23 protein-coding genes and 3 pseudogenes are annotated in these 25,501 nt (G+C 59.3%); 14 read left to right on the forward strand and 12 right to left on the reverse strand.

Features of this window, described 5'->3' with window-relative positions; genetic code table 11:
- Positions 1–427 precede the first annotated feature (427 nt).
- Positions 428–633 (forward strand): annotated as a pseudogene (locus LXM96_RS20395) (Lrp/AsnC family transcriptional regulator); the annotation flags it as partial.
- Positions 634–1,070: 437 nt separating this feature from the next.
- Positions 1,071–2,972, forward strand: a complete 1,902-nt coding sequence (locus tag LXM96_RS20400; protein ID WP_240000399.1) for an ATP-binding protein — start codon at positions 1,071–1,073, stop codon at positions 2,970–2,972.
- A 431-nt stretch (positions 2,973–3,403) separates the two neighbouring features.
- Here LXM96_RS20400 and LXM96_RS21945 read toward each other — a convergent pair whose 3' ends face one another.
- Positions 3,404–3,742, reverse strand: coding sequence for a hypothetical protein (locus tag LXM96_RS21945; protein ID WP_240000400.1), 339 nt, complete (start codon positions 3,740–3,742; stop codon positions 3,404–3,406).
- 228 nt (positions 3,743–3,970) lie between these two features.
- On the opposite strand from LXM96_RS21945, the gene LXM96_RS20410 reads away from it, so the two are divergent.
- Positions 3,971–4,687: an alpha/beta fold hydrolase gene (locus LXM96_RS20410; RefSeq protein WP_317208291.1), complete on the forward strand. Its 717-nt coding sequence runs from the start codon at positions 3,971–3,973 to the stop codon at positions 4,685–4,687.
- Positions 4,688–4,719: 32 nt separating this feature from the next.
- Complete coding sequence (locus LXM96_RS20415; protein WP_240000401.1) at positions 4,720–4,893, forward strand: hypothetical protein; 174 nt, start codon at positions 4,720–4,722, stop codon at positions 4,891–4,893.
- A gap of 184 nt (positions 4,894–5,077) precedes the next feature.
- Here the strand turns inward: LXM96_RS20415 and LXM96_RS20420 are convergent, their stop codons facing one another.
- Positions 5,078–6,013: a LysR family transcriptional regulator gene (locus LXM96_RS20420; protein ID WP_240000402.1), complete on the reverse strand. Its 936-nt coding sequence runs from the start codon at positions 6,011–6,013 to the stop codon at positions 5,078–5,080.
- Between the two features lie 129 nt (positions 6,014–6,142).
- On the opposite strand from LXM96_RS20420, the gene LXM96_RS20425 reads away from it, so the two are divergent.
- The gene (locus tag LXM96_RS20425; protein ID WP_240000403.1) at positions 6,143–6,343 is read left to right on the forward strand and encodes a helix-turn-helix domain-containing protein; all 201 of its coding nucleotides are present in this window, start codon (positions 6,143–6,145) and stop codon (positions 6,341–6,343) included.
- A gap of 399 nt (positions 6,344–6,742) precedes the next feature.
- Here the strand turns inward: LXM96_RS20425 and LXM96_RS20430 are convergent, their stop codons facing one another.
- The 5 genes from LXM96_RS20430 to LXM96_RS20450 form a co-directional block, all read right to left on the reverse strand.
- Positions 6,743–7,669, reverse strand: a complete 927-nt coding sequence (locus LXM96_RS20430; protein WP_240000404.1) for a 2-hydroxyacid dehydrogenase — start codon at positions 7,667–7,669, stop codon at positions 6,743–6,745.
- 7 nt (positions 7,670–7,676) lie between these two features.
- Complete coding sequence (locus LXM96_RS20435; RefSeq protein ID WP_240000405.1) at positions 7,677–8,552, reverse strand: ABC transporter permease; 876 nt, start codon at positions 8,550–8,552, stop codon at positions 7,677–7,679.
- Between the two features lie 35 nt (positions 8,553–8,587).
- On the reverse strand, positions 8,588–9,538 hold the full coding sequence (locus LXM96_RS20440; RefSeq protein WP_240000406.1) for an ABC transporter permease: 951 nt from the start codon (positions 9,536–9,538) through the stop codon (positions 8,588–8,590).
- A gap of 75 nt (positions 9,539–9,613) precedes the next feature.
- The gene (locus LXM96_RS20445) at positions 9,614–11,281 is read right to left on the reverse strand and encodes a peptide ABC transporter substrate-binding protein (protein WP_240000407.1); all 1,668 of its coding nucleotides are present in this window, start codon (positions 11,279–11,281) and stop codon (positions 9,614–9,616) included.
- A 53-nt stretch (positions 11,282–11,334) separates the two neighbouring features.
- Positions 11,335–12,972, reverse strand: coding sequence for an ABC transporter ATP-binding protein (locus LXM96_RS20450; protein ID WP_240000408.1), 1,638 nt, complete (start codon positions 12,970–12,972; stop codon positions 11,335–11,337).
- 260 nt (positions 12,973–13,232) lie between these two features.
- Here LXM96_RS20450 and LXM96_RS20455 point away from each other — a divergent pair, with 260 nt between their 5' ends.
- From LXM96_RS20455 to LXM96_RS20465, 3 genes are all read left to right on the forward strand, one after another.
- Positions 13,233–13,817: a helix-turn-helix domain-containing protein gene (locus LXM96_RS20455; protein ID WP_142523065.1), complete on the forward strand. Its 585-nt coding sequence runs from the start codon at positions 13,233–13,235 to the stop codon at positions 13,815–13,817.
- A gap of 36 nt (positions 13,818–13,853) precedes the next feature.
- Positions 13,854–15,170 carry an NAD(P)/FAD-dependent oxidoreductase gene (locus tag LXM96_RS20460; protein ID WP_240000409.1) on the forward strand — a complete coding sequence of 439 codons (1,317 nt, stop codon included), beginning with the start codon at positions 13,854–13,856 and terminating at the stop codon, positions 15,168–15,170.
- A 68-nt stretch (positions 15,171–15,238) separates the two neighbouring features.
- The gene (locus LXM96_RS20465) at positions 15,239–16,369 is read left to right on the forward strand and encodes a DSD1 family PLP-dependent enzyme (RefSeq protein WP_240000410.1); all 1,131 of its coding nucleotides are present in this window, start codon (positions 15,239–15,241) and stop codon (positions 16,367–16,369) included.
- Positions 16,370–16,867: 498 nt separating this feature from the next.
- Here the strand turns inward: LXM96_RS20465 and LXM96_RS20470 are convergent.
- A pseudogene (locus LXM96_RS20470) lies at positions 16,868–17,218 on the reverse strand (amidohydrolase family protein); the annotation flags it as partial.
- 458 nt (positions 17,219–17,676) lie between these two features.
- On the opposite strand from LXM96_RS20470, the gene LXM96_RS20475 reads away from it, so the two are divergent.
- From LXM96_RS20475 to LXM96_RS20495, 5 genes and pseudogenes are all read left to right on the forward strand, one after another.
- Positions 17,677–18,252, forward strand: a complete 576-nt coding sequence (locus tag LXM96_RS20475) for an aminotriazole resistance protein (protein WP_240000411.1) — start codon at positions 17,677–17,679, stop codon at positions 18,250–18,252.
- A 33-nt stretch (positions 18,253–18,285) separates the two neighbouring features.
- Positions 18,286–19,803, forward strand: coding sequence for an ABC transporter ATP-binding protein (locus LXM96_RS20480; protein WP_240000412.1), 1,518 nt, complete (start codon positions 18,286–18,288; stop codon positions 19,801–19,803).
- On the forward strand, positions 19,790–20,461 hold the full coding sequence (locus LXM96_RS20485; protein WP_240000413.1) for an energy-coupling factor transporter transmembrane component T family protein: 672 nt from the start codon (positions 19,790–19,792) through the stop codon (positions 20,459–20,461). Before LXM96_RS20480 ends, LXM96_RS20485 begins: the two co-directional genes overlap by 14 nt.
- The gene (locus LXM96_RS20490; protein WP_240000414.1) at positions 20,458–21,090 is read left to right on the forward strand and encodes a phosphoribosyltransferase family protein; all 633 of its coding nucleotides are present in this window, start codon (positions 20,458–20,460) and stop codon (positions 21,088–21,090) included. Before LXM96_RS20485 ends, LXM96_RS20490 begins: the two co-directional genes overlap by 4 nt.
- 760 nt (positions 21,091–21,850) lie before the next feature.
- Positions 21,851–21,916 (forward strand): annotated as a pseudogene (locus LXM96_RS20495) (NAD(P)H:quinone oxidoreductase); the annotation flags it as partial.
- Positions 21,917–21,940: 24 nt separating this feature from the next.
- Here the strand turns inward: LXM96_RS20495 and LXM96_RS20500 are convergent.
- The 4 genes from LXM96_RS20500 to LXM96_RS20515 all read right to left on the reverse strand — a co-directional run bounded on the left by LXM96_RS20500 (position 21,941) and on the right by LXM96_RS20515 (position 24,787).
- Complete coding sequence (locus LXM96_RS20500) at positions 21,941–22,225, reverse strand: DUF1330 domain-containing protein (RefSeq protein WP_240000415.1); 285 nt, start codon at positions 22,223–22,225, stop codon at positions 21,941–21,943.
- A gap of 52 nt (positions 22,226–22,277) precedes the next feature.
- Positions 22,278–22,826 carry a flavin reductase family protein gene (locus LXM96_RS20505; RefSeq protein WP_240000416.1) on the reverse strand — a complete coding sequence of 183 codons (549 nt, stop codon included), beginning with the start codon at positions 22,824–22,826 and terminating at the stop codon, positions 22,278–22,280.
- Positions 22,827–22,883: 57 nt separating this feature from the next.
- On the reverse strand, positions 22,884–23,633 hold the full coding sequence (locus LXM96_RS20510) for an SDR family oxidoreductase (RefSeq protein WP_240000417.1): 750 nt from the start codon (positions 23,631–23,633) through the stop codon (positions 22,884–22,886).
- A gap of 146 nt (positions 23,634–23,779) precedes the next feature.
- Complete coding sequence (locus LXM96_RS20515) at positions 23,780–24,787, reverse strand: AraC family transcriptional regulator (RefSeq protein ID WP_240000418.1); 1,008 nt, start codon at positions 24,785–24,787, stop codon at positions 23,780–23,782.
- Positions 24,788–25,265: 478 nt separating this feature from the next.
- On the opposite strand from LXM96_RS20515, the gene LXM96_RS20520 reads away from it, so the two are divergent.
- The coding region (locus tag LXM96_RS20520) for a hypothetical protein (protein WP_240000419.1) at positions 25,266–25,501 on the forward strand (236 nt) is incomplete at its 3' end.

Here is a 25,501-nt window from a genome sequence, read left to right on the forward strand (position 1 = left end):
GACGCGGTGCTTTAGGGCAACTGCGCCCAGCTGAAGCGGAGTGAAGAAATTGTCCTGTGCCATGTGAACCTCGTTCGAAAACCTATGCACAGGACTTAGAACGCCTCACTAGAAGTTACTATATATGTATTTAAGATACTGGCTAACACAAATCGTTATGTCTGGCACGATGTCTTCCCCAAGCCGCAGCAAGCCGGCTGCCTGCTCCAAGAGCGGTAGTGCCCTGACTGCTTTGACAAAGCGGATGGATAACCTCCTACGGCAAGAATGCGCCCAACCGCACCGAGGGATCCCACGGCGAACTGCCCTTTCGCTTGTTATGCCACATGGGGAAAGCTACCATTGCTGACATGAATCATGCTCTCCTATTTGAAATCGGGGATCCTTCCTGACTTCAGATTGACTTGATAGATCCATTTGAACCACCATCTTCGTAAGATTCTTCAGGACCTCGGGCCTCGAACGTACCGACCTGAAAATACTGCTCCTGCTGCAAAGCAATGGGCGGCTCAGCAATGCTGAACTGGCGCAACTGGTGGATGTCGGCACCGCAACCTGCCGCCGCCGCACGCACCGGCTTTCCAGGAAGGCTATATCAGGTCGGTCCGAGCCATGGTCGAGCCGCTGAAGGTGCTGGCGCGGAGGTCGCAGATCCAGCTCAACTGTCGCGGTCGCGCACCAGCAATCTCACCGAGCGCGGCGAAAACCGCCCTAGGAAAGGATGCGCTGTCTCCTCCAGCTCGTCGGCGCCGATTTGTTTCAATTGTAGGCGAGCGCGCCGATCTGAAATTCTTCTGTAAAAATGGCCCTTCAGAAGGGCCTTGGTAGAGCTGCTTCGACCCGTGGTCAGGTGCCAAGCTCGACCGGATCAGCTTGAGCTGCAAGACACCGCCTGCTGTCGAAGGGCTGCAGGAGCGGAGAAGCCCGGCGGTTCAAGGTGCCCCCGGCACCTTTCGGCCGGACGCGCACGATCACCGAACCTTAAACCTGAGTAGACATGCAACATGCCGCGATTCTGGCCTAACGCAGCGATACCCCAGACATCGGGTGACACACCCCTGAAGATTCTCATGAGTTTCTTCGCCGCGTTGTTCCTGGCGCTGCTTGCAGCCGAGCAGAGACCTTCACCAGACTGTGGATCCTGTAACGCGATCGGCTATGTCTCGCTTCTCTCGGACACGGCGCTCGCCCTGTTAGCGCTCACGCTATGCGCCTATGCATCTTGGCTGACACTAATACAGATGAGACAGGCCCGGGCCGTCGGCCGGCTGCTCGAGAGTCAGTCCCTGCTCGCCACCTTTGCCCGTGCCTTCGACGAAGCCCAGACAAGGGGGGAGTTTGCCCTAGTGGCGACCAGCGTTCTCGCGGACTATGCCCGCTATTTCGGTGCGGATTCGCTCCGGGTCGAGATCGTCGAGCCGCGCACCGGCGTAACAGTGGACGAGTTCCTGGCCCCCCGATTCCCGCCTGCGATCGTGCCGGAGGTCAAGGCACATTTCCTGAAGCGAATCCCGACAGATCACTGCCCTGAGCCGGAGAGTACCCCGCGCTTTCTCGACCTCGGTACTGAGGAAGCCCAAAGGTTCGGGAGACGGCGGACGAGAGCAGTTGCCGCGGCAATTACCACGCCGCTCGGGCGCACCGCCATTCTGCTGATGATTTTCGCAAAGCCGCGACGAGCTTTCCGTAACGACGAGGTGGACCTTCTGTGCTCGTCGCTTTCGGGCCTTGTCCAGACCGCGGCGGACCATTGCAAACGCAAGAACCGGGAAGATCTCGAACGCCGGCTTAACCATGCCGAACGCGTGCAGGCGGTCGGTACACTCGCAGGCGGCGTGGCACACGAGTTCAACAATATCCTCGGCGCCCTACTCGGCTATGGCGAGATGGCCTTGCAGCGAGCGCAGGATTGCAAGCATGTCGAACACTACCTCCACGAAATGATGTCCACCGCGCGCCGCGCCGAGCTGATCGTCAGCCAGATACTGACCCTGAGCCGTAGCCGCGAACAGAAGCGGCTACCGCTCAATCTCGTCGAAGCCATGCACGACGCGCTTCCTTTAATCTCCGCCTCCTTCCCGCAGCTGGAGGTCGCTGCACCACTGCTGCCGGACGAGGGCTGCAAGGTCCTGGGCCACCCCATGGACCTGCAGCAGGTCGTGATGAACCTCTGCAAGAACGCGCTCGAAGCCTCCTCTGGTAGCGTGAAGGTCGATATCAATGTCGATGTCGTCCTCACCGGCAGCGTCAAATCGCTTTCACTCGGATTGCTCCAGCCGGGCAAGTATGTGCGGCTGAGCGTCGAGGATAACGGGCGGGGCATTTCGCCGGATACGCTGCCGCGCATCTTCGAGCCCTTCTTCACCACGAAAGCGGCGCTGGGCGGAACCGGCCTGGGGCTCGCTGCAGTCCATGGTCTCGTGACGGCGATGGATGGCCGCATCGACGTGACGAGCGAACACGGCAAGGGCACGCTGTTCGAGATCTACTTCCCCCATTGCTCGATGCCATCCACGCCCATCAACCAGTTCTTCGCGTCTCCCCGCTTGGCGCGGGGCAGCGGAGAGCTGATTGCGACGCTGAAGGCGCTCCGCGGCGACCTTGCAATGCACGAGGAAAGGATAGCGGCACTCGGCTACGAGCCCGTCAGCTTCGCGGATTATGCGGCGCTGGAAACATGGCTCGCGACCCAGGCGGCCGACCTGATCATGATCGACGTCGCAGCCGTTCCCGCCGGCGTCTCGGCGCGGGACATCGAGGCGATGGTGCGCGGCACGCCCGTCATCGTCACCTCCCGCTTCGGGGAGGAAGTAGCGGTCCGCTCCACCGTCGCTACCCATTTCACCCATCTGCGCGACCCGGTAAGCACGCGGGCTCTGGCCGACGCCATCCGGACGAGCATGCAGGGTAAGCTAGAACAGCACCGACCGATCGTCCTGCAGCCCGCGCCGGCGATGCCGGTCGCCGGATAGCTCTTCCGCCCGAGACATCGCATCTCCACGGCACACGTGGCTTGGCGCGGGGTCCGCGATGAGGCGGGGATCACTCCAGTCGTCCATGTGATCGCGAGGCAGTACCGACGCTGGCAGAGACAGTCGGCTACTTGTTAAAGCACTGCTGAACTGGCTCCTGACCGAGCGGACCAAACTGTTGCAGAGCTCTCCCGTTGCCGAGGCCATGGATGATATGCTGAAGTGCCGGAGTGGCGTCATCTCAACCAGATCCATGTCCAGGCGCGGCTTGCAAACGTTCTTGCCCGCATTTCTGACCCGTCGATTTCCAGACCAAACAACTGCCGTGGAATTGGGCATTGCTGACCATCGGCAATAACGCAGGCTGGCCTGCGGCCTTCACCGTATGCCTTACTTGATTGCTAAACGGAGCCTCGTAGACTGCTGCGAGCTCACCTGGCATGTTGCCAGTCGCAAGCACCAATCCAACTCTTAGATCTGTCCAACATGCTTTCAAAAATGGGCCTGTTCCAAATGAAACCGTGATCCATCGATCCGACATGACGTGCCAACGCATCCTCGCTCAACTGTGCGGAAACAGGGAGCGAAAGATGCGGTTTATCAGTCAGCCAATAAACCTCGTAAAGGCGTTGATCGGCATCATGGTGTTGGCCAGCCTCGCGGTCATCGCTCCGGCCGTGGAAAAGATCGGCCTCGCGGGGGAACTGGGGGCTGAGGCGGAGCTGGAGAAGGTCTATCACAGCAAGATCGTCGCCTTCTGGAACAGGCATGGCGAACGTCGGGATCTCCGGCGTGCACGGCGTCAATATTGCCGCCATGGTTTTTCCGCGCCCTGGCAGCAAGGAAGGGATCGTCATAGCAAGCGGCTACGGTGAGAGCTTCATCAAGTATCGCGAGGTCGTGTACGACCTCTGGCATGAGGGTTATCATGTCTATATTCTCGACCATCGTGGCCAAGGGTTATCCGACAGGCTTTTGAAGCGTTCTCCCGGCGCGCCATACGATCCTCAGGCGGCCAAGCGCCTGCACGACCTAGGCTATATGACGATTTCGACAACTTCGTCACGGATCTTAAGACTTTCGTGGACCACGAGGTCAAACCCGGTAACAAGCGGCTTTTTCTCCTTGCCCATTCGATGGGCGGCGCAATCGCCTCTATCTATCTTGAGAAATACGGCGATGATTTCTCGGCAGCGGTTTTTTCCGCGCCGATGCACCAGCCGGATTTAGCTCCGATCCCCCACTGGGCCTGCTGGCTGCTGAAGCTTGGCGCTGGTCAAACTTATGTCTGGGGATATGGCCCATATCTCTCCAGAGAGTTCAATAGCGACCGCGAGCTGACGGGCAGCCGAGTGCGTTACGAGATCCTCAAGCGGAGAGAGCTTGATCGTCACCCGCAGGCTCAGCTTGGGGGTCCGAGCCTTGCCTGGGCTTACGAAGCCTGCAAGGCAGCCAACCGCAGTATTCGCGACGCTGGACGGATCAAGGTTGAGGTTCTGCTTTTCCAGGCCGGAGCCGATAGGATCGTGAAGAATCGCGGCCAGCGGAGGTTCTGCGAGAGGATGAATGCGTCGCGCTATCAGTCTTGCATCCTGCGTGAAATCCATGGTGCACGGCACGAACTGCTGATCGAGCAGGACACCTATCGGGATCTTGTTCTTGGGGAGATGATCTCGTTCTTCCGCCAGCGACACACCAGTAAGGTGCAAGACTGAACGCCTGACCCGACGAAACCGGCAGCCAGGGCGTGATCAGCACCAAGGTGGAGCGTGTGACGCTTGATGCCCCCTGCGTACGCTCCCCTGCGCTCGGCGACCGTGCAGATCTCTACTCGATGAAGCAGCTGATCTCAGTGCCGCAAGAGGTCCAGACTGATGCCACGCGGGGGCTGCTGCCCCGAGTTCAGGCCCGGGTTGCATGATGTCGATATCTTTAAGGTGACCTGCGTTTCCGCCTCTTCCAATACCGCACGTGGGAAACCCTCCTCTGCAGCAACGCCCTCATGCGCAGATGTCCGCCGACCCATCGCCAGTTTAGAATGAAAAAGGAAAAGAGGAGACTTAAGTCGAAGACGGGACCTATCGGCGACCGAACTCGGCCACTCGCTAGTGCGTTCTCGCGCGGGACGCCGGTTCGGGCGACGCGTGAGCCCTTGCCACTGGCCGCGCCAGCGAGCGTGCGATATCGATGATATCATCGCGTCCTGCGGTGGGATCTTCCTTGTTCCAGGCGACACCCAACCCGATCTTGAAGTCGACGCCCCTCACCTTCTTCAGTTCAAAGTTGCGATTGGGAAGACCCCGCGTCCACTCTGGCGCAAAGCCAACGCCAAGGCCGGCCGACACCAGTGATACGAGCGAAAAGGTGTCGTCGCAGGTGTAGCTGACATTGCCAGCCAGATCATGCTCCTCGAATTTCTCCGCAAAATAATGCTCCGTATAGGAGAGATTGGAGCGGGAGAACGAGATGATCTTCTGGTCGCGGAGATCTTCGATGCCAACATCCTCCAAGGCGGCAAGTGGGCTGGCCTTGCATACCGCCAGCAGATAACGCTCGTGGGAGATGGAAAAGAACCGCAGCGAACCAATGTTCTCAACCGGCCGGATGAAGCCGAGGTTGAGCTGGCCTGCCTCGATGCTGCGGATGATGTCGTTGGTGGAGCCGCTAGCTATGTGCATGCGGATGCCAGGGCACTTCCTGGCGATGCGTGACAGGAACGGCGGCAGGACTCCGATGGTGGCGGGATAGATGGTCCCGATCCGGATCTCCCTCGATCCCTTGCCGTCAGCCGAGCGGGCCAGTTCAGCGGAAAGCTTGATATCGCCGAGGATCCTGATGCAGCGATCGTAGAAGACCTCCCCTGCCCGCGTCAGCTCCACCCGCCGTGTGGTGCGATGAAGAAGCTGCACCCCCAGATGCTTCTCCAGGGCCTGCACCTGCGTACTCAGCGCCGGCTGGGCGATACACATTCGTGCTGCTGCCCGACCGAAGTGCAACTCCTCAGCTACGGCTACGAAGTATGAGAGCTGGCGTAGTTCCAAAAATGCTTCTCCTCAGTAAGAACTCAGTACCCTATTTTGGGGTACAGGAAAAGCGGGTATATTTGGCTCGCTGGTTTAATTACTGGCGGTCATACCTTGTCTTCCTTCAATGCCATCGTGTACGGCCGGATGATCGATGCCTTGATTGCTGCTCGAAAAGCAGCCGACCTCACTCAAGCGGAACTGGGAAGGCGCATCGGGCAGCGTCAAACTTTTGTTTCAAAGTACGAGCTTGGCGAACGGCGGCTTGATGCGGCTGAATTCATCAAGGTCGGCCGAGCGATAGGTGCAGACCCCTTCAAGATAATGCGAGACGCGGAGGCATCTTAGCTGTCGTTGCACCTGGAGCTGTCTATTGGACTCCCAGACGTCCTATAAAGCGCACCTGAAGAAACAACACCGTGATGGGAGCAAAACCTAAGCACCGTCATTCTGTAGTGTAAGCAGTTGATGGGATACGAATCTGGAACCCGCTTTCCTTCGAATGCGCAGCGGCGGACAAAATGGGCAAATCAAGCAGGTAGTGCATTCCAATGTCCAAGAAGGGGCCGTAAGCTGCCATTCTAGGTTGTGGCAGATGCTCCGCCGAATGTCATTGGAGCTCGTCCTCTCTCATATTCGTCGTCAGCGTCCTGATGAGGTTCGGAAAATACTGTCGCTCCTGCTGGAAGTATGCGCGGCCGCACCGCGCCAACCCAAAGTCGATCAGGATAAAGCACCGAGCCGTCGTTAGTACCCGCGCTCCACGGCCACGACACCTGCCATCGGCTTTCCCGCTCCGTGACGGTCCAAGTTGCCCGCGATCGCCGTTGCCAGCATCTCGACGCGCGTCATGCAGGCAACGTGCGGTGTCAGGATGATCTTGGGATGCCGCCAGAACCGGTGTGTGTCGGGCAGAGGTTCCGGATCGACCACATCGAGGAAGGCGGAGCGGAGTTGCCCGGTCTCCAGGGCCGACAGAAGATCATCGTGCTGTAGATGCTGGCCGCGCCCGGCGTGGACGAGCGAGGCTCCGGTGGGCAGCCGATCGAACAGGTCCTTGTTCAGAATGCCGCGGGTTTCGTTGGTGAGCGGCAGAAGGCAGACTAGGATATCCACCGACGGCAGGAAGTGCTGCAAGCCGTTGGCGCCGTGGAAGCAGTCGACGCCTGCGATCTGATGCGGGCTGCGGGCCCAACCGGAAAGCTGGAAACCGAAGTTTGCGAGGGCAGCGAGAGCTCCCTTCCCGAGTTCGCCCAGTCCCATCACACCGACCCGGCGATCGGCTGCCGGCGGCGGGAGGCAGACCTGTTTCCAGACGGACTGCTCCTGCTGGGCGATATAGGCCGGCAGATCGCGATGGAGGCTTAAGGTCGCCATCGTCACGTATTCCTGCATCATCGCCGTAAGCCCCGGATCGATCAGCCGCACCAGCGTCACGCCCTGCGGAACGCCTGTGGCCACGAACTGATCGACGCCTGCACCCACCGAGAAGATGATCTCCAGATTGACGAAATCGGCCAGGTTTTCGGGGATCTTCCAGGTGAGGAGATAGCGGACATCCTGCTTCTCGAAGGCGTCGTCCGGCAGGACGATGACCTGCTCCGAAGCCACCTCGCGGAAGCGCTGCTTCAGCCGCTGACCGCGCTCGGCGTCGATATTGGCAAGGAGAACCATGGCCGTCTCACATGTGGTCGCTGCGGACATCGAGCGCATCGCGCAGGCCGTCACCGATGAAGTTGAAGCTCGTCACGGCGATGGTGATCGTGATGCCGGGGATGATCGCGAGCCATGGTGCCGTCGACAGATACTGCTGCGCGCCGTTCAGCATATTGCCCCAGCTCGGCAGCGGCGGCTGGATGCCGTAGCCGAGGAAGCTGACGTAAGCCTCCAAGAGGATCGCGCGGGCCACCGTCAGGGTTGCGGCCACGATGATCGGCCCGATGGCGTTGGGCAGGATCTCCCGAAACATGATGTGCGCGCTGCTCAGGCCCATCATCCGGCTTGCCTGCACGAAATCGCGTTCGCGCAACGAGCGCACTTCCGCCTCGACGATCCGCGCAACCTCCATCCAGCTGGTGAGTGCGATGATGATGGTGATCATGATCGGGGTCGGCTGCAGAAGGGCCGCCAGCGCCAGCAGCAGGAAGATCGACGGGAAGGACAGGAAGGCGTCCACGATACGCATGAGTGTCGCGCCGACGGCACCGCGATAGTACCCCGAGACGACGCCGATCAACGTTCCGATCATCGTCGACAACAGCATGGCGAAGAAGCCGACAAGCAACGATATCCGCCCCGCCTCCAGAAGACGCGCGGCAACGTCACGTCCCAACGGATCGGTGCCGAGGAAATGGTAGCCGGTCAGCGGCGGCGCGAAACGGGCCCGCAGATCGATGTAGAGCGAGTCGTAAGGCAGAAGATAGGGCCCCACGATGCAGGCCAACGTCAGCAAGGTGATCATCACGAGGCCAATGATGGCCAGGCGGTGGCGTGCAAACCGACGGACGCCACGGCTACGCCACCAGGACGTGTGGGCAGGGATGGCGAGAGCGCTCATGGGTATTTTTCCTGCTTCTGGCAATTCGATCGACATCAGCTGACCCGGATACGCGGGTCGACGAGGGCCACGAGAAGATCGGCGATGAGGCTGCCGAGCAGCACGAGAATGGCCGAGACCATGAGCAGTCCCATCACCACCGGATAGTCGCTGTAACCGAGGCTGTCGAGAAAGAGGCGCCCCATTCCCGGCCAGGTGAAGACGGTTTCGGTGACGAGCGCTCCGCCCAGAATGCTTGGCAACTGCATGCCGGCCAGCGTGATCATCGGCACCATGGCGTTACCGACAACATGCTTCATAAGCACACGGCGTTCCGTCAGCCCCTTGGCGCGTGCCGTCTTGACGAATTCCTGATTGATCACGTCGAGCGTTGCCGTACGCATGTAACGGCTCCAGACCGCCACGTTGACCAGCGACAGCACCAGGCTCGGCATGATGAGGTGGTGCAGGTAATTTAACACCGACCCGTCCCCGATCGTGTACATATTGCCCGCCGGCAGCCATCCGAGCTCCAGGGTGAAGATGTAGATGCCGACAAGCCCGAACCAGAAGGTCGGGATCGACAGCGCCACCATGGCGCCGATCGTCACCGTATAGTCGAAAATCGAATATGGCCGCGTTGCGCCGTGGATACCGATCCAGGTTCCGATTGCGATGGAAAAGGCGGTCGATGTGCCCATCAGCAGAAGCGTCGCGGTGATGTGACGACCGATGACATCCAGCACCGGCTGACCGTCCCGATAGGACGTCCCCCAATCGCCCTGCAGGAGGCGCCAGCCCCAGTCGAGATACTGCACCGGCAGCGGCCGGTTCAGGCCCATCTGCTCGGCGATGCGGTCCATTGCTTCCTGCGTCATGCCAGGCGTCAGGGCGAACTGGGACAATGGGCCGCCCGGGGTGAGGTTGAGCACGGCAAAACCGATGATCGAGACGATCACCAGAAGGACGACGCTTTGCCACAGGCGATTGAAAAGATATCCCGCCATGGTCTGCTTCCTGCTTGTGTTGAGACATTCAAGGTGGCGGCAGTATTTTTTGCACCCGCCGCCACGATCACCGGTTTAGCTCGCCCAGTAGTAGGAGCCGGTATTCCAGGTGTCGATGCGGGTATTAATGTTGGGTTCTACGCCTTCGATACGTTCGTCACGCCCGCGCACCGTCATGTTCTGGAACAGCGGCAGGAACGGAAGGTCCGCACGGATCTTCGCCTGCACCTCGCGGTAGATTGCCTTGCGCTTTTCCTGGTCGAAGGTCTTTCCACCCTCTTCCAGAAGCGCATCCACCTCCGGATTCTTGTACTGCCCGGTGTTGGCACCGCGTCCGCCCTGCACCGGGATGGCCTCGGAGTGGAAGCGATAGGTGACGTCCGGATCGGCGCCGATCATGAAGATCACGCCGACCATGGCGGTGTCGAACTGCGACTGCGTCCAGAATTCGCCCCACATGACGGCAGGCGGCAGGTTCGAGATCTTCATCTCGATTCCGACCTCGGCAAGCGACTGCTGAATGAACTGCTGGGCCTGCTCACGCAGATGGTTGCCCGAGGTCGTGGAGTTGGTGAAGGACAGCCGCACGCCATCCTTCTCGCGGATACCGCCGGCGCCCGCAACCCAGCCGGCCTCGTCCAGCAATTGCTTTGCCTTCTGGACGTCGTAGCTCTGCTTCGGCAGGTCGGGATTGAAGTAGGCGGACTCCTGCGGCATGTAGGTCTCTGTCGGCGTCGGCAGGCCGTAGTAGAGCGCGTCGATGATGGTCTGCTTGTCGATCGCGGCATAGATCGCCTGACGAACCGCGAGATCCTTGAACTGCGGGCGCTCCATGTTGAGGTAGATGGATTCGACCGTTGCGGTGGAAACGGTGGTGATCACCTTGCCGGGAAGGGTCTTGGCCTCTTCGTAGTTGTCCGGCGTGATGTACTGCGAGCCGATGATGTCGATGTCGCCGCTCTTGAACTGCGTGTAGAGCACGGTGAGATCAGGAATATACTTGTAGATCAGGCGCTCGATATAGGGGCCATCGCCGAAATAGTCCGTGTTGGCGACAAGCTCGACATGGTCGCCTGCGGTGCGGCTGCCCCACTTGAACGGACCGGTGCCAACCGGCGCGTTGTTGAACGGTGCGGTATTGGGATCCTCGGCGGCGCCCAGAATATGCTCCGGCACGATGAAGGTGTCGGCCAGGAACGAGAGATAGGGTGCAAACGCGCTCTCCATCTTCCAGGTGATCTCCGTGGGAGAGACAACCGTGATGTCGCGAACGAGCGTGTGGCCCGTGGTCCGCCAGCTGCGGAAGTTGGGGTTGACGATGAGCTCCAGCGTGTACTTCACGTCCTCGGCGGTGAAGGCTTCGCCGTCATGCCATTTGACGTCGTCGCGCAGCTTGACGCGCCATTCCAGGCCGTCCTCGGAAATACCGCCATTCTCGATAGAAGGAACTTCCGTTGCGAGGCCGGGCGTGAACGAGCCGTCCGGAGAAATGCGGAACAGCGTGTCGAAAAGCGAGAAGTGAACGCCGTCATCCACCTCGATGCGCGGCATCAGCGGGTTGAAGACCGTGGGCTCCTGCGAGAAGCCGACCACGATGCGGCCGGTCGGCGTTTCGGGAGGGGTTGCGCCGAAGGCCGGCCTGCCGAGAAGGTTCGGCATGAACACGCCTGCTGCGGTAGTGATGCCCAGCATCTTGAGGGCTTGGCGACGTGTCGCGGCGAATCTCTGTTTCTGATCGGTCATGCGCATGTTCCCCTGCTTGTTGAAGTTATGAACCGTCGATTGTGGAGGTGTTGCTAGGCCGCGATCTTCTCTCCCGGAATGGCGGCAACCAGCTCGCGTGTGTAGGCGGACTGCGGATTGCGGAATATCTGCGAGGGCGGACCATGCTCCACGATCACCCCGCGCTGCATGACGAGGATCTCGTCGCAGATCTGGCTCGCGACACGCAGGTCATGGGTAATGAAGATCATCGCCACACCCGTTTCGCGCTGGATGTCGTTGAGCAGTTCCAGGATCTGCGCCTGGATCGAGACGTCGAGCGCAGAGACGGCCTCGTCGGCCACGAGAAGCTTCGGCTTGAACATCAGCGCCCGAGCAATTCCGATGCGCTGGCGCTGACCACCGGAGAACTCGTGCGGATACCGGTCGAAAGCACCGCCGTCGAGGCCGACATGCTCGAGCAGCGCCCTCGCCTCCTGACTCGCGTTGGCCGGTGCCATGCCATGCGCGATCGGTCCGGCAGTCAGGATGCGGCCGATCGTCGACCTGGGGTTGAGCGAGGCAAAGGGATCCTGGAAAATCATCTGGATCTTGGGGCGGAGCGCGCGGAACTGCGCTTCCTTCATCGGCGCAATGTCCTGGCCGTCAAAGAGGATCCGTCCGCCATCGCTGTCCATGAGCTTCACCAGAAGCCGTCCGAGCGAGGACTTGCCGGAGCCGCTTTCCCCGACTATCCCAAGGGTCCGCCCGGGCTGTAGCGCGAAGGAGGCCCCCTGCACTGCTTTCACCACCCGCTCCTTGCCGAAGAAGATGCTGCCGCTGCGGTATTCCTTGCGAAGATTGTCGACCTCGATGACCGGCGCGCTGCGAGCCACCTCTTCATGCGTGCGATCATTGTCGGAAAGATGCGGAACGGCAGCGATAAGGCGCTTCGTATAGGGATGCTGGGCGTTGCAGAGCACCTGCTCGGCACTCCCCTGCTCCACGATGACCCCCTGCTCCATCACGATGACGCTGTCGGCAATCTCGGCCACGACGCCGAAGTCATGGGTGATGAACATCACGCTCATGCCTTTGCGGCGCTGAATATCGCGGATGAGATCGAGGATCTGCGCCTGGGTGGTGACGTCCAGAGCGGTCGTCGGTTCGTCAGCGATGAGAATGGCGGGCTCGAGAGCAAGCGCCATGGCGATCATCACCCGTTGCCGCTGCCCGCCCGACAGCCGGAATGGATACTGGTGGTACATCAGTTCCGGATCCGGCAGGCCGACCTCCGCCAGTAATGCGAGCGACCTTGCGCGCCGGTCGTCCCACGTGCCCTCGCCATGCGCAAACATAACCTCGTCGATCTGGTCGCCGACCGTCATCAGCGGATTGAGCGCCGAAAGCGGGTCCTGGAAGATCATCGAGACGACGCGCCCGCGGATGTCGCGGAGCACCTCCGGCGATGCATCCGTGAGCTCGACGTCACCACATCGGATGCTGCCAGCAGAAATGCCAATGGCACTTGGGAGCAGGCCCATGACGGCATTGGCGGTAACCGATTTGCCGGAACCGGATTCACCAATGATGCAGAGGATTTGACCGGCCTTCAGATCGAAAGAAATTCCGCTCACTGCGTGCTTTCGCTCCATGCCCTTCGGCAAGTCGATCGTCAGGTTGCGAACTGTAAGCGCACTGACAGGCGCAGCTATAGGATCATGATTGGCCATGGCCGAACTCCAACCCTTCTTGTCCTCATTTTCATCGATGATAGGCTTATATTGAAATTTTTGACAAGGGCCGACGGAAGGGCATTCGCGCCAAGAAATCTTGGCGAGGATGTGATTGACTGCAAGCCACTGGTTGAAAAGGACTATTTTGGTTTATTATTTTCCTTCCTGATTCTCATCAGCATACTACTAAACAAACATATTGAAAATCTGCGCAAGATATTTCAATTTCCTGCAGGGTGGCCAGAGGGGTGTTACGGATGTCCAGGGGAACACAATCGTTGATTGGGGCGACCGTCAGGCAGCTGCGCAACGCCAAGGGCATGTCCCTTCAGCAGCTGGCGGACAGCTCGGGCGTGTCGGTCGGCATGATCAGCCAGATTGAGCGGGATCTCGCAAACCCGTCGATGCGCGTGCTGACCGCGATCCGGCGGGCACTGAACGTGTCGATTCAGGAAATGTTTGGCGAGCAGCCGGACGAGGCGCCGGAACAGGGAGATCCGCCCTTCGTGCGCCGCCTGAAGGATCGCCCCCAGATCGATCTCGGACTGCTCAAGAAGGAGCTGCTGACCGCGAGCGGCCATCATCATTTGCAGATCATGATCCTGCGCGTCGAGCCCGGTGGCGTCTCCGGCAACACGGCCTTGAGCTATCCGGCGGAAAAAGGTGGGCTGGTTCTTTCCGGCGAGCTGACGCTGACGGTTGGTGAGCAGACAAGCACTCTGCGCACCGGCGACAGTTTCGTCTTCGATAGCGCGCTGCCACACAGTTTCAAGAACGTTTCGCAGTCCACTGCGGAGATCCTCTGGATCATCGGCGCGGTGCAGTTCGACCGTCATCTCTAACAAGCTCAGTACACCAAGGGGAGCATCGAGACCGACATGCCCGAGAACAATCCAGCGCCGGCACACAAGACCACCCCCTTCTGGTGGGAGGCAGCACCGGTTCGCCCGCTGCCGGAAAAATCGCTTCCGGCCACCGTCGATGTCGCGATCATCGGCGCGGGCTACGCCGGGCTGAGTGCCGGACTGCACCTGGCTCGCGCGGGTCGCTCGGTCGTCTGCCTCGACAAGATGAACCCTGGAGAAGGCGCGTCATCGCGCAACGGCGGCATCACCAGCGGCAATATTCGTCTCGACCATGCAACGCTGGTTCGCCGCTTCGGAGAGTCCCGCGCGATGGCGATTGAGGCGGAGGGCAAAAAGGCGCGTGAATTTCTCTATCACCTTCTGGCGACGGAGAACATTGCCTGCGACTTCAGCCTCTCCGGCCGTTTCAGCGGTGCGCTGGGCCTGTACGACTACGACAAGCTCGCCCGCACGGCGGAAAAACTCGAGAAGAAGCTGGGCATCGAGGCCTATGCAGTCCCGCAGTCCGAGCAACGCAATTATCTCGGGACGGATTTCTATCGGGGCGGGTCCGTGCGCATGGACATCGGCGGCCTGCAGCCGGCAAAATTCCATGCCGAACTGCTGCGTGTCGCGCTCGAAGCCGGCGTGGAGGTTCGTTCGGGCGCCGCCGTGACGGCGGTCGAGAAAACTGGCAGCGGGTTCCAGGTCACCACGGAGGCCGGCCGGGTCTCTGCGCGGCAGGTCCTCGCCTGCACCAATGGCTACACCGACAATTCCGATCGCTGGCTGCGCCGGCGCATGGTGCCGATCCGCAGCCGTATCATTGCGACGGAGGAGCTGCCGGAAGGCCTCATGGCAACATTGATGCCGAAGCTAATGATGTGCAGCGAAACCCGCAACCTCGGATTCTACTACCGCCCGTCACCGGACAACAAGCGCATCCTGTTCGGCGGTCGCGACGGCTCCACATCCGGCGAGCCGATCGAGCCCACCCTGCATCTCAAGCGCAACCTGATCGAGATTTTCCCCGAACTGAAGGACGTCACCCTTACCCACAGCTGGTTCGGCCATGTTGCCATGCACCGCGACATGATCCCACGCATCTTCGAACGGGATGGCGTCGTCTACGCCACAGGCTTCTGTGGCTCCGGTGTTGTCTGGGCTCCCTGGATCGGGACGCAGGCTGCAAGAAAACTGATGGGCGACAAAGACCTGGAGCCATCGGCCTTCGACTTCCGTCCGCCCTCGGCCGTGCCATTCTACACCGGCAAGCCTTGGTTCATGCCGGGCGTCATGGCGTGGTACCGCCATCTGGATCGCAAGCTCATGCGACGCGCCGGTCGCTGAGGCCTGCTGCGGCATGCAGGGTGACTTGCGTGCCGCTCGTCTTCACCTGCTAAGGGAAACGCCGTGCCATGACCGTTCCAACTTTCGCGCAGTACAACCTGGATGCACCCGGCTCACGATATGCGCTGAACACGCCCGCACTTGTTCTCGATCTCGATGCCTTCGACCGGAACGTCGAGAGGATGGCGGACATCATGCAAGCCCATGGCAAGAACCTGCGGCCACATGCGAAGTCCCACAAGTCACCGACGATCGCCAAGGCCCAGATAGCTGCCGGTGCGGTAGGCTGCTGCTGCGCGACACTGGACGAAGCCGAGGTCATGGCGGCAGCCGGAATAGCGGGTATTCTCATCACCTCGCCGGTGACGACCGCGCTCAAGCTCCACCGCCTGATCGCACTGGCCTGCGGAGCTCCCGATACGATGATCGTGGTCGACAATCCGGCCAATGCCGAGGCGCTTGCAGCAAGAACCGCTGCCGCCGGCATCAGGTTGAATGTGATCATTGACGTGGAGCTGGGTTTCGGACGGACAGGCGTCACCTCGCCGGAGGCCGCCGTTACGCTGGGTGAGACGATCAAGGCGCTGCCGTCCCTCGCTTATCGGGGCCTCCAGGCCTATGGCGGGCACATCCAGCACACCACCGACCCCGACGAGCGCTTGGCGCTGTGCAGGCAGGCGCACCTCAAGATCGACGCGGTGATCTCGGCGCTGGCGGCAATCGACATGAAGCCGGACATCGTCACCGGCGGGGGCACCGGAAGTCACGCAATCGATGCAAGGGAAGGCCCCTTCACCGAAATCCAGGCCGGCTCGTATATCTTCATGGACGCCGAATATGAGACGGTGATTTACCGGAGTGGCACGGCTTGGCCCTTCGAAAATGCGCTGTTCGTCCAGACGGCGGTGATCAGCACGAACGTCGCGGGCTCCGTGACTACTGACGCGGGGACGAAAGCATTCGCGCTCAATGGCCCCCCTCCGCGAGTGGTAAGCCCCGGGTTGGAAGCCGCCACCTACAGCTACGCCGGCGATGAGCATGGGCGCCTGCACCTGCACGATGCTGCACACCCATCCATCGGCGAGGTCATCGAATGTGTGGTCCCCCACAATGACCCGACCGTGACATTGTATGGTCAGTATCACTGTGTCCGAGGGAACAAGCTGGTGGCCCTCTGGCCGGTGCTCGCCCGCAGGTGAACAGCCGGCCACGTCCAGTGTCAATGGTCACGTGGAGAATCCGTCTCCGGAGCGCATCACGTGCTAGGCCGGCTAGCTTGTGTTTGGGCAGATGCGCGAACATCCCTCCACTTGAGACCATAGCGGATCCCGTTCATGATGCGGGTCTCCACCGTTACTAATCGACGCGCGGTACGCTGTTTTCCGAGAGAAGAAGGACGATATCCGTCACTGGTGCTTTTGATCAGGCCTCTGCCGGGGTAATTTCCGCTTCTGGGCAGTTTGATGACAGCCTCTATGACCGAGACTGGAGGCGCAAAGCTGCCGCAGCCTTCGCTCTTGAAGAGACTTGAACCTTCGACCCTCGGTGGAACAACATGGTGGAACGTTGAAATCTCTGGCGAATGTTGCGCAGCTTTCGTCCGGCCCGTTTAAAGTAGCACGTAGGCGATAGCCTTAACCATCGGCTCGGCTAGTGAAACCGATTGGCCTGTAATGAGCGGGCACTTCGGGTTGACGTCAGGCATAACCGCTGATCTCGCGTGGCAGACAGGTTCCGCCACCCTTTTCAGCCGCGAGCTGTCCGTCACGCACGACGACCTTGCCGCGTACCATCGTCAATATCGGCCAGCCGGTTATTTCGAGCCCCTCGTAAGGCGTGTAGTCAGAGCCGTCGTCCAACATGGAATGGGTCAGCACCTGCCTGACTTCGGGATCCCATATCGCGATGTCGGCATCGGCGCCGACGGCGATCGTACCCTTGCGCGGATAAAGACCATAGGTCTTGGCGTGGTTTGTCGAAGTGACCGCTACGAATTTATTGATGTCTATACGGCCCTTCATGACGCCCTCGGATAAAAGGATCGGCAGAGGTGAATTTGATGGGAGCAGAGATACACGAAGCTGCTGGATAGAGATGACTCGTCACATATCAAGAGTCGGCGTGAGTGTCTGTCGAAAGACCAATTGGCTTCTGTCGCCTATGCTCCGTCTCAAGAAACGAAGAAGCCTGCCGCGGGAGGAGGTGCGGCAGGCTTTGGTAATGCTGAACAGCGACTGGGAGGAGGATGCCGCTGCTCTGACAGACGCTCGGGAGGAGTGAGCGCCTTATGTCACGAAGGTGCGGGAGGAGGTGCACACTTCGATACCAGAACAATAGCCGAAGCCACAGCTTTCACCTACGTCTTATGTTGCATCGCAGCATTGCGCGTGATGCAGAGCCTGCCTGTCCGATGAAGACGGGCTGCAATCGGCGCCGATCGTACAGGGCCGCGCCGGACAGGCACGCATCTTGCATTAGAACAGGAGGAACTAGTCTACGGAGAACCATGATGTCAAATGCCGCTTATGCACAGGGAGAAGGTAATACCCTGTTCCCGATTGTTCTATCCATTGTCGCTGCTGCCGCAACCGGCGTGCTGTGGGCTTACGCCAATCCTATCCAACTGGTGCCCGGCGTCATTCAGTGGCGCATCTTCGCCTTCCTGCCGCCCTTGGTCGGTATCCTTCTGGGGTGGCGCAGTGGGTTCATCTGCGGTTACATTGGCACGATCGTCTGGTCGCTTCTGGCAGGCACCTTCATCCCCGCGCATTCGCTAATCATTGACGGCATCATGGTCGGCCTGACCGGCCTCATTCCAGGCCTTCTGTTCAATCCGCTCAAGGTAGAGATGAACCGTATTACGCTGCTAAAAATTGCAGCGGTTTGCCTGATCGTTGGCCTGATCATGGTTCTGGCCGTATCGGCGAGCCTCGCCTACCTCGGTATCTTTCCCTTCTGGTGGGCGATGGGCTATCTCGGCCTATCTGATATCGTTCCGATGATCATCGGGACACCGCTGCTCGTCATCCCTGCGCTGAAGATCCTCAAGAGCGCTCACCCGGCAGGTTTTACCCGCTTCTGACAAAGACTGTGTAACGTGCTTAGCATTAGAAACTTGAGTGTTGGCTTCGGTGGCGGCTCGCCAGCTGTCATCGAGGCCTCTCTGGCAGTGAGCTCAGGTCGTCGCCTGCTTATCTGTGGCGCCGCCGGAAGCGGGAAGACGACGCTCCTCAGCGCAGCGGCCGGCATCATACCGCGGCTTGTTCGGCCTGAAGTCTTTTCCGGTAACATTGACTTCGATGATCGCCCGGTGAGCAGCATTCCGACCGATGAATGGTTTGGCGTTGTCAGCATCGTCACACAGAACGTGGAAGACCAGCTATGGGACCTGAGCGTCGAGGATCTCATCGCTTTTCCTCTGGAAAACAGGTCGGTCGAAAAACACCAGATTAGGGAGCGCATAAAGGCTCTCCTGTCATCGCTAGAGCTCAACGACCTACCCGGGCGAGGAGTGCTGACGCTATCCGGAGGAGAGCGGCGGATGGTGGCCATCGCTGCAGCTTTGGCTGCGGCTCCTAGACTACTCGTGCTCGACGAGCCTACGATCGGACTTGATCCGGCTGCTCGTCAACGCTTGGTTCGGATATTGCAGAAGCTACATGCCGAAATTCCCGCGCTGCTGATCTCGGAGCAGGATCCGGCCTCCGTTTCAGAAGTCGTCGATGAGATTGCGCTGCTCAATTCCGGTACACTCTCACCCGCCGCGCCGAAAGCTGCACTTTTCGATCAGGAGGCAGTGTGGATCAACGCTGGTGTGCTCCCGCCTCGGCGCCGCCGCGCGATCCGCCAAAGCACGCTGCAGTTGACAACACTTCTGTCGGTATCCGGATTGAAGACAAGGCTCACTCGAACTGATGGGCGGGCGGTGCTCGAGAACATCAACTTCGACATTCACTCCGGCGAGATTATTGGCCTGATCGGCCGCAATGGCGCTGGCAAGACCACGCTTTTTCAGTCGATCCTCGGCTTGGTGAAGATTGCGTCTGGATCGCTCGTCATAGGAGGACAGGATGCGGCAGGGTGGACACCTGCCCGCAGAGCACGCTCGATCGCCTACCTGCCGCAGAACATGCGGCGGGTATTGTTCAACATGACCCTGCTTCAGGAAGTGACATTTGCTATCACTGCATCAACCTCGATAGCCAAAGATCCGACGATGATCGACAGAGCAAAGGGGTTTTTGGCGAAGTATGGTTTGGCAGGATTCGAGGAAACCAATCCCTTTGCTCTCTCCTCGCGTCAGCAGGCCCTGCTCGGTCTTGCTTGTGCCGATGCGGCGGGCTCTCCAATCGCAATCTTGGATGAGCCGCTGCTTGCGCGCGATCTACATGGGCGCCGGATGCTCGACCTCTTCCTAGATGACGCAGCTTCAGCGGGACGGGCGGTCATGCTGATATCTCATGATCTTGAGCTTGTCGCAGAAGCCGCATCGCGCGTTCTAGTGTTAGATCAGGGATACATTGTTTTCGATGGTCCAACCGACGAGGCTTGGCAGAGCAAAAGCTATCAGATGCTCCAGTGGCCCAAGCCAAGCTTTCAGCTGAGCATGGAGGCGTCCCATGCGCTTTCATGACGTCAACTTCTTCCTCAAGCTCGCTGCAGCGTTCCTGGTGATGCTGGTTGCATGGATGGTGCCCGGCTGGCAGTTTGGCGTGCCGCTTGCGATTGCTTCCGTAGTTTTCTTGGCAGCAATCAAGGTGCCGGGCCTGAGGGCGTATCTGAAGGGTGCAGTCCTACTTGTGGTACTGGTAATTGCGAGCTGGCTCGTGAATCTTGCCCTTCAAGGCCAGTCACTGACCATTGCATCAACTATTGCCACGGGTATGGCTGCGCGCTTGGTCACGACCACCGCTGCGTTCTTTTTCGTGATGGAAACAAGTTCGCCCGGCTCCATCCTGGCAGCCGCAAGCGCCGCGCGGCTGCCGCCAATCGTGACGCTCGTCCTGTCGCTGACCTTCGGCATCATCCCGATGCTTCGGGAAGATTTCGAACGCATTGCTGACGCGCAGCGCGCAAGGGGCATGGAGATCGATGACGTGCCATTCGTGACGCGGCTGCGTTTCGCTCTCGCTAGAGGTGTACCGCTACTGGTCCAGGCAATCCGGATGGCGCACGCGATCTCGATTTCCTTATCCATCTATGGCTTCGACATGAAGCGCAAACGCACAACCTGGCGCAACGTCGGCGTGCTCGTGGAGCCGAAGCTGAACCTCAAGGACGACAAGGCATGACAATGACTGACACCTCATCCGCCGACCAAACTTGGAGTGTTGATGTCGCCGGGTTGAAGATCGACCTTCCGATTGTTCCGATCACACCTGACTTCGCAATCTCGCTGATGATGGTGATAGACCTCGGAGTGCGCTTCGGCGAACATGTCGGCAGGCAACTCGCCAAGAAGCTCGCGCACCTTGAACCGGATGTCGTTGTAGGAGCGGCGACGCTCGGCATCCCCGTCGCCATTGAAGTCAGCCGAGCGCTTCGTCTCGACGACTACGTGATCCTCCAAAAGTCGCCGAAGATCCATCTCGGCGACGCATTGGTTCAGACCATCACCTCCATTACCTCCAAAGGTGACCAGAAGCTGTTGCTCGATCGCCGCGCAATCCCGCTCTTGCAGGGCAAGCGCGTGGTTGTGGTGGATGATGTCGTTGCGTCAGGATCGAGCCTCAAGGGATCGATCGACCTTGTACGCAAGGCTGGAGGAGAGGTTGTCGGCATCGCCGTCATTCTGACGGAAGCACGTGACTGGCAGGAGAAACTGGGGTCTGACGCGTCGCTCATTCACAGCCTGGCGCACATCCCGCAGTTCAGCCATGACAATGGGAGATGGCATCCAATGGAGGAGACTTTCCTCTAGCTCATATCTTCCGCGATTGCCGCCTTGGCCTGCTCCAGTATCTCGGTCGCAGCTGAACCTGCCGACCACTTAATCCAGTACGGACTGATGAACAGATCGTATGCTTGAGGCTCAGATTGTAAAGCTGACGTCAAACAGTGTCTGCACAGGAACCGGACATACTCAGCCGCTCTAGCTTAGCCCGCGGCTCCTCAAAAGACGGTGTCTATGAACTTGTTAGTAGTTCAGCCTCTCCGCGCGAGCGCATACCTCAGTAACGTCTGGCGCCTTGATGGGATTCGAACGAACGACCCGTTGATCGAGGAACTTTCGTCTATTCGTTAAAATCAGGACATTGACCTAGCTGTGAGACGGGTGACAGCTAGCGTCTGCTCTGACTTGTCTGGAGCGGAATCCAGAAGATCAGTCATCGTAGCATCATCGGACCGTGCTGGGAGGGATCGTACTCTAGCAGGCTCCTGATCAGTAACCTGTCGTTCGCCAGCCACAGGATCTGCTGTTGCGAGCCGTGCCGACTAACTTGCCAGCACAGCGCGCTGGCTGCGTGAGAAACTTCCTAAGGGCCGCATTACCAACTCCCGTCAATCGCAAGGCTGGCTCGTTTAATCGGGCTCCGTTAGGCCGTCCCATTTGATTTCTGACCCATCACCGCCGACTGTAGCACCTTGGGGGCTCGCAGGGGAGTTGCGGTGTCTTCGCCAGCCGAACATCCGCTCAGCATGAGACCAGCAACAAAGCGACAGCAACGCCTCGGGTACTCATTCTCTACTACTCGTCCTACGGCCACATCGAGACGATGGCAGGCCCGATCGCAGAAGGCGCAAGAAGGTTCATAAAGCGGATGCAGTTTTCAGACGCCGTTAATCGCGATGATACGCGATCCGGCGGCCGCCTGACGCTGAGCCGCAAGCGGCGCATATTCCGGTGATGCAAAGAGCTGACGGATCGCGTCCTTGTTCGGAAACTCGATGATGAGCATGTTGGTGGCTTCCCAGCCTTCCAGCTGCTGAGTAGCATCATCCATGGCGATAAGCTTGCCGCCAGCTTTGGCAACGAGCGGCAATGCCTTCAATCGGTAGTCTTCGATCGACTTCATGTCGTGGATGTCGAGATCAACGACGAGATAAGCAGTCATGGTTTTCTTCCTTTCGTGATGGGTTGCTGGCGCATTCTGGGCCCGGCGCCTCTCAAGGGAGATGGCGCCATTTGACCATCCGATCTCGAAGATCGATTGTGCCGCCATCGACGGTGAACGTACCGTCACCCTGGTGATGCATCATTCGGCGTTCCTTACGGTTCTCGTTGATCCAGATCCTCGTCGCTTCAAGGATGAAGAGGTTGTAAGGATCCGACAGCCTGGTATCGACGGCCCGGCATTCGATATTAGCCAGACAGTCGCATAGGAGCGGTGGGGCCACGTCCCTTGCAGGTTGCGTCCTCAGACCGTACCTTTGAAATTTATCCACCCTGTCGCCCGAGCAGTTTCCGACGTCGACAACGGTTTCGGCGAGATCGAGACCGGGGATAGCGATGACACATTCTCCAGTTTTCCGGAGAGCCTGATAGCTGTAATCCCAAGGCCCAATGACACAACCGATCAGCGGCGGGTCGTGCTGGATCATCATATGAAAGCCCATCGTCATCACGTTGGGCTTGCCGTTATCAATCGTCGAGACCATGACGATCGGGCCAGGTTCTAGGACGCGATACGCTTGAGATGCGGGTAATTCCTTCATGACAATCTCCCTTGAGAGGCCCCTGTATTAAGACAGGGACCTTTCAGGGCTGGTCTGTTACCAGCCCTGTTCTACCGGCAGGACAAACAGTTCAGCGACGTCGACATGAGCCGGGGCCTGGGCTGCGAAGACGATCGTGTCGCCGATATCCTCGCCCTGGAGGAAGGTCATCTGGCGGGCCAGCTCGTCCATCTGCTGGCGGTAGGCCGGGTCGGTGATGTGGTCATAAAGCTCTGTGGCAACCGCGCCGGGCTGGATGCAGGTGACGCGAATGCCACGCTTCTGACCGACTTCCATGCGCAGGCCATCAGAGAAAGCGGTGACCGCATGTTTTGTCGCGCAGTAGACCGACAGGCCTTTGAAGACTTTGCGACCGGCGATAGAGGACATGTTGAACACGTGGCCGGAATGCTGCTTGATCATCTGGGGCAAAACAGCGGCTGTTGTATTCAGCAGGCCTTTCACGTTCACATCCACCATCCGGTACCACTCGTCGACTTTGAACTGGTCGATATCAGACAGCGGCATCAGGCCGGCATTGTTCACGAGGATCTCGATCGAGCCGTATGCGGTGATGAGCTTCTTGACACCCGCGTCGACCGAAGCCGTATCGACGACGTCCATTTCAATCACAAGAGCTTCTCCGCCCTTGGCTTCGATCTGTTTCTGGAGATCTTCTAGCTTGTCGGTGCGTCGTGCAGCGATACCGACCTTGGCACCGGCTTCGGCAAGCTTTGCAGCAGTAGCGGCGCCAATGCCACTCGATGCGCCGGTGACCAATGCGATCTTTCCGTTGAGGTTGGTCATTGTCTTCACTCCTTGTCTGAAGGCCACCACCGTGGTGGGCGTTTCGTTTGACAAGGAGGAATTTAAGGCGATGGTCGGCGCACTTCTCTCGGGGCCTTGCTGGACCTGTCGCGATCTTGCTCGCAATCGCGACACTTCGAGAATATCTAGCCTCGCCGGTAGTGGCTCGGCGGCAGGCCGGTTTCCCGACGGAAGACTTGGGCGAAGTGACTTGGGCTTGAATAGCCGACAGACATGCCAATCTCGATAATGCTGGTATCCGTCTCCTGCAGAAGTTGCTGTGCCCGGGCAACGCGCTGGCGAATGAAGTAGCGCGAGGGAGAGAGCCCGGTCGCCTTTTTGAACAAACGACTAAAATGAAATTCGCTCATGCCCACTGTCTTGGCCAACTGGGCGAGATTGAAGGGTTCGGCTAGATGTTCCTCTAGGTGGGCCACGGCCCGACGGAGCTTGAAGCCGGGGAGCGCGTTTTGCCGATCGTCGGGAGCTTCACTGGCGGCGTAATTTCGGATCAGATGCACCGCAAGGGTCTGGGCGAGGCCCTGGATGAACAGCTGGCTTCCCTTTCCTTCCGCGGTCAGTTCCTGATGAACGAGCGCCAATAGATGAGATAGTTGCAAGTCGTTGCCGCCTGAGATGTCGCGTAGCGCAGGAGGAGCGGTGTAGCCTAGAAGGTCGCAAGAGACACGTTCAAAGAGGGGAACCGAGAGGTAGAGGTGCATAACCTGGAAAGGTGCCTCACCAACGGCGCGCCAGCGCATCTCATAGGGGGTGGGCGAACGGGTCAGAAAAAAATCACCGACTGTGACGGTGCTGGCGACCCATTCCCCATCCAGATCTCGCTCTTCCACAATTGCTTCGCCTGAGATGATCCAGACGATAAGAGGTTCTGCAACAGCGGGTACGAGAAATGGCTCTTGCTTGTTGAGACGGGAATAGACCTGCACGAACATGTCGTCCCAAGCCGGACCGTCGCCACTGACAAGCGTGCGACCAGCTATGTACTGTTCAAGCCCGAGCGGGGACGTCCGCTCGGGCTTTGCAATAACCTCTTCCAGTTCAGGCACGAGGGGAGCTGGATAAATGCGTTTCTTTCCGGTAGCGGCCGGGATTGGGGGCAAAGCGTTCTGACGGAATGGTTCAATGTTCGCCAATGTGGACACTCTCTTAAACGAGCATAGCTGGGCGGATGCTTAAGCCTCAATAGAACTTGCTAGAGTTCACATTTCCGCCCACAACACATCAATGATGAAACTCAGCATTGGTTTCGTCCGATTGAAGAACAAAGCCAGTTACATCTGCCCCTTTGATGCGCGTACAACGCGGATATGAGGATTGCCGGCCTGCGCCGCTAGATCTGACCAATGACTACGAACTCGGACGGCCACCGCGGCTTCCGTGATGGACGGCAGACGCTTCTTGTCAGTTTCATCGAACATCTGAAACGATTTTATCCTGCTTTTCCGAACACATGTTCTGAGGCACATTCTCCTCATCAGAGACGGCGACGCCGCTTCGAAAGACACAAACGGCCTGGACAACCTGCCGACCGGGGCAAAGACAAAGGCAGGATCAAACGGTCAGCCAGCAACGGATACTGGAGACCACCCGAATAGGAAAAGGAACAAGACAATGACCAAGACCCTCAACATCGCCCTTCTCGCTGCAACTCTCATCGCTGGTGCAGCTCATGCTGAAGGCGACTACTACCGGGGCGCTTCGAAGAACGCCCCTGTACGGTCCAGCCAGGTCGACACGATCTCCACGGGCAGCATCAGTGTCGCAACCGCTGCCATGAGCTCCGCCTCCACGGCCTCCGCCGACCCTTCGAAGTGGTTCCACCAGGAGAAGGGTGACAACCAGGGGAA

The organism is Rhizobium halophilum, assembly GCF_021648825.1.
Taxonomy (GTDB): Bacteria; Pseudomonadota; Alphaproteobacteria; order Rhizobiales; family Rhizobiaceae; genus Neorhizobium; species Neorhizobium halophilum.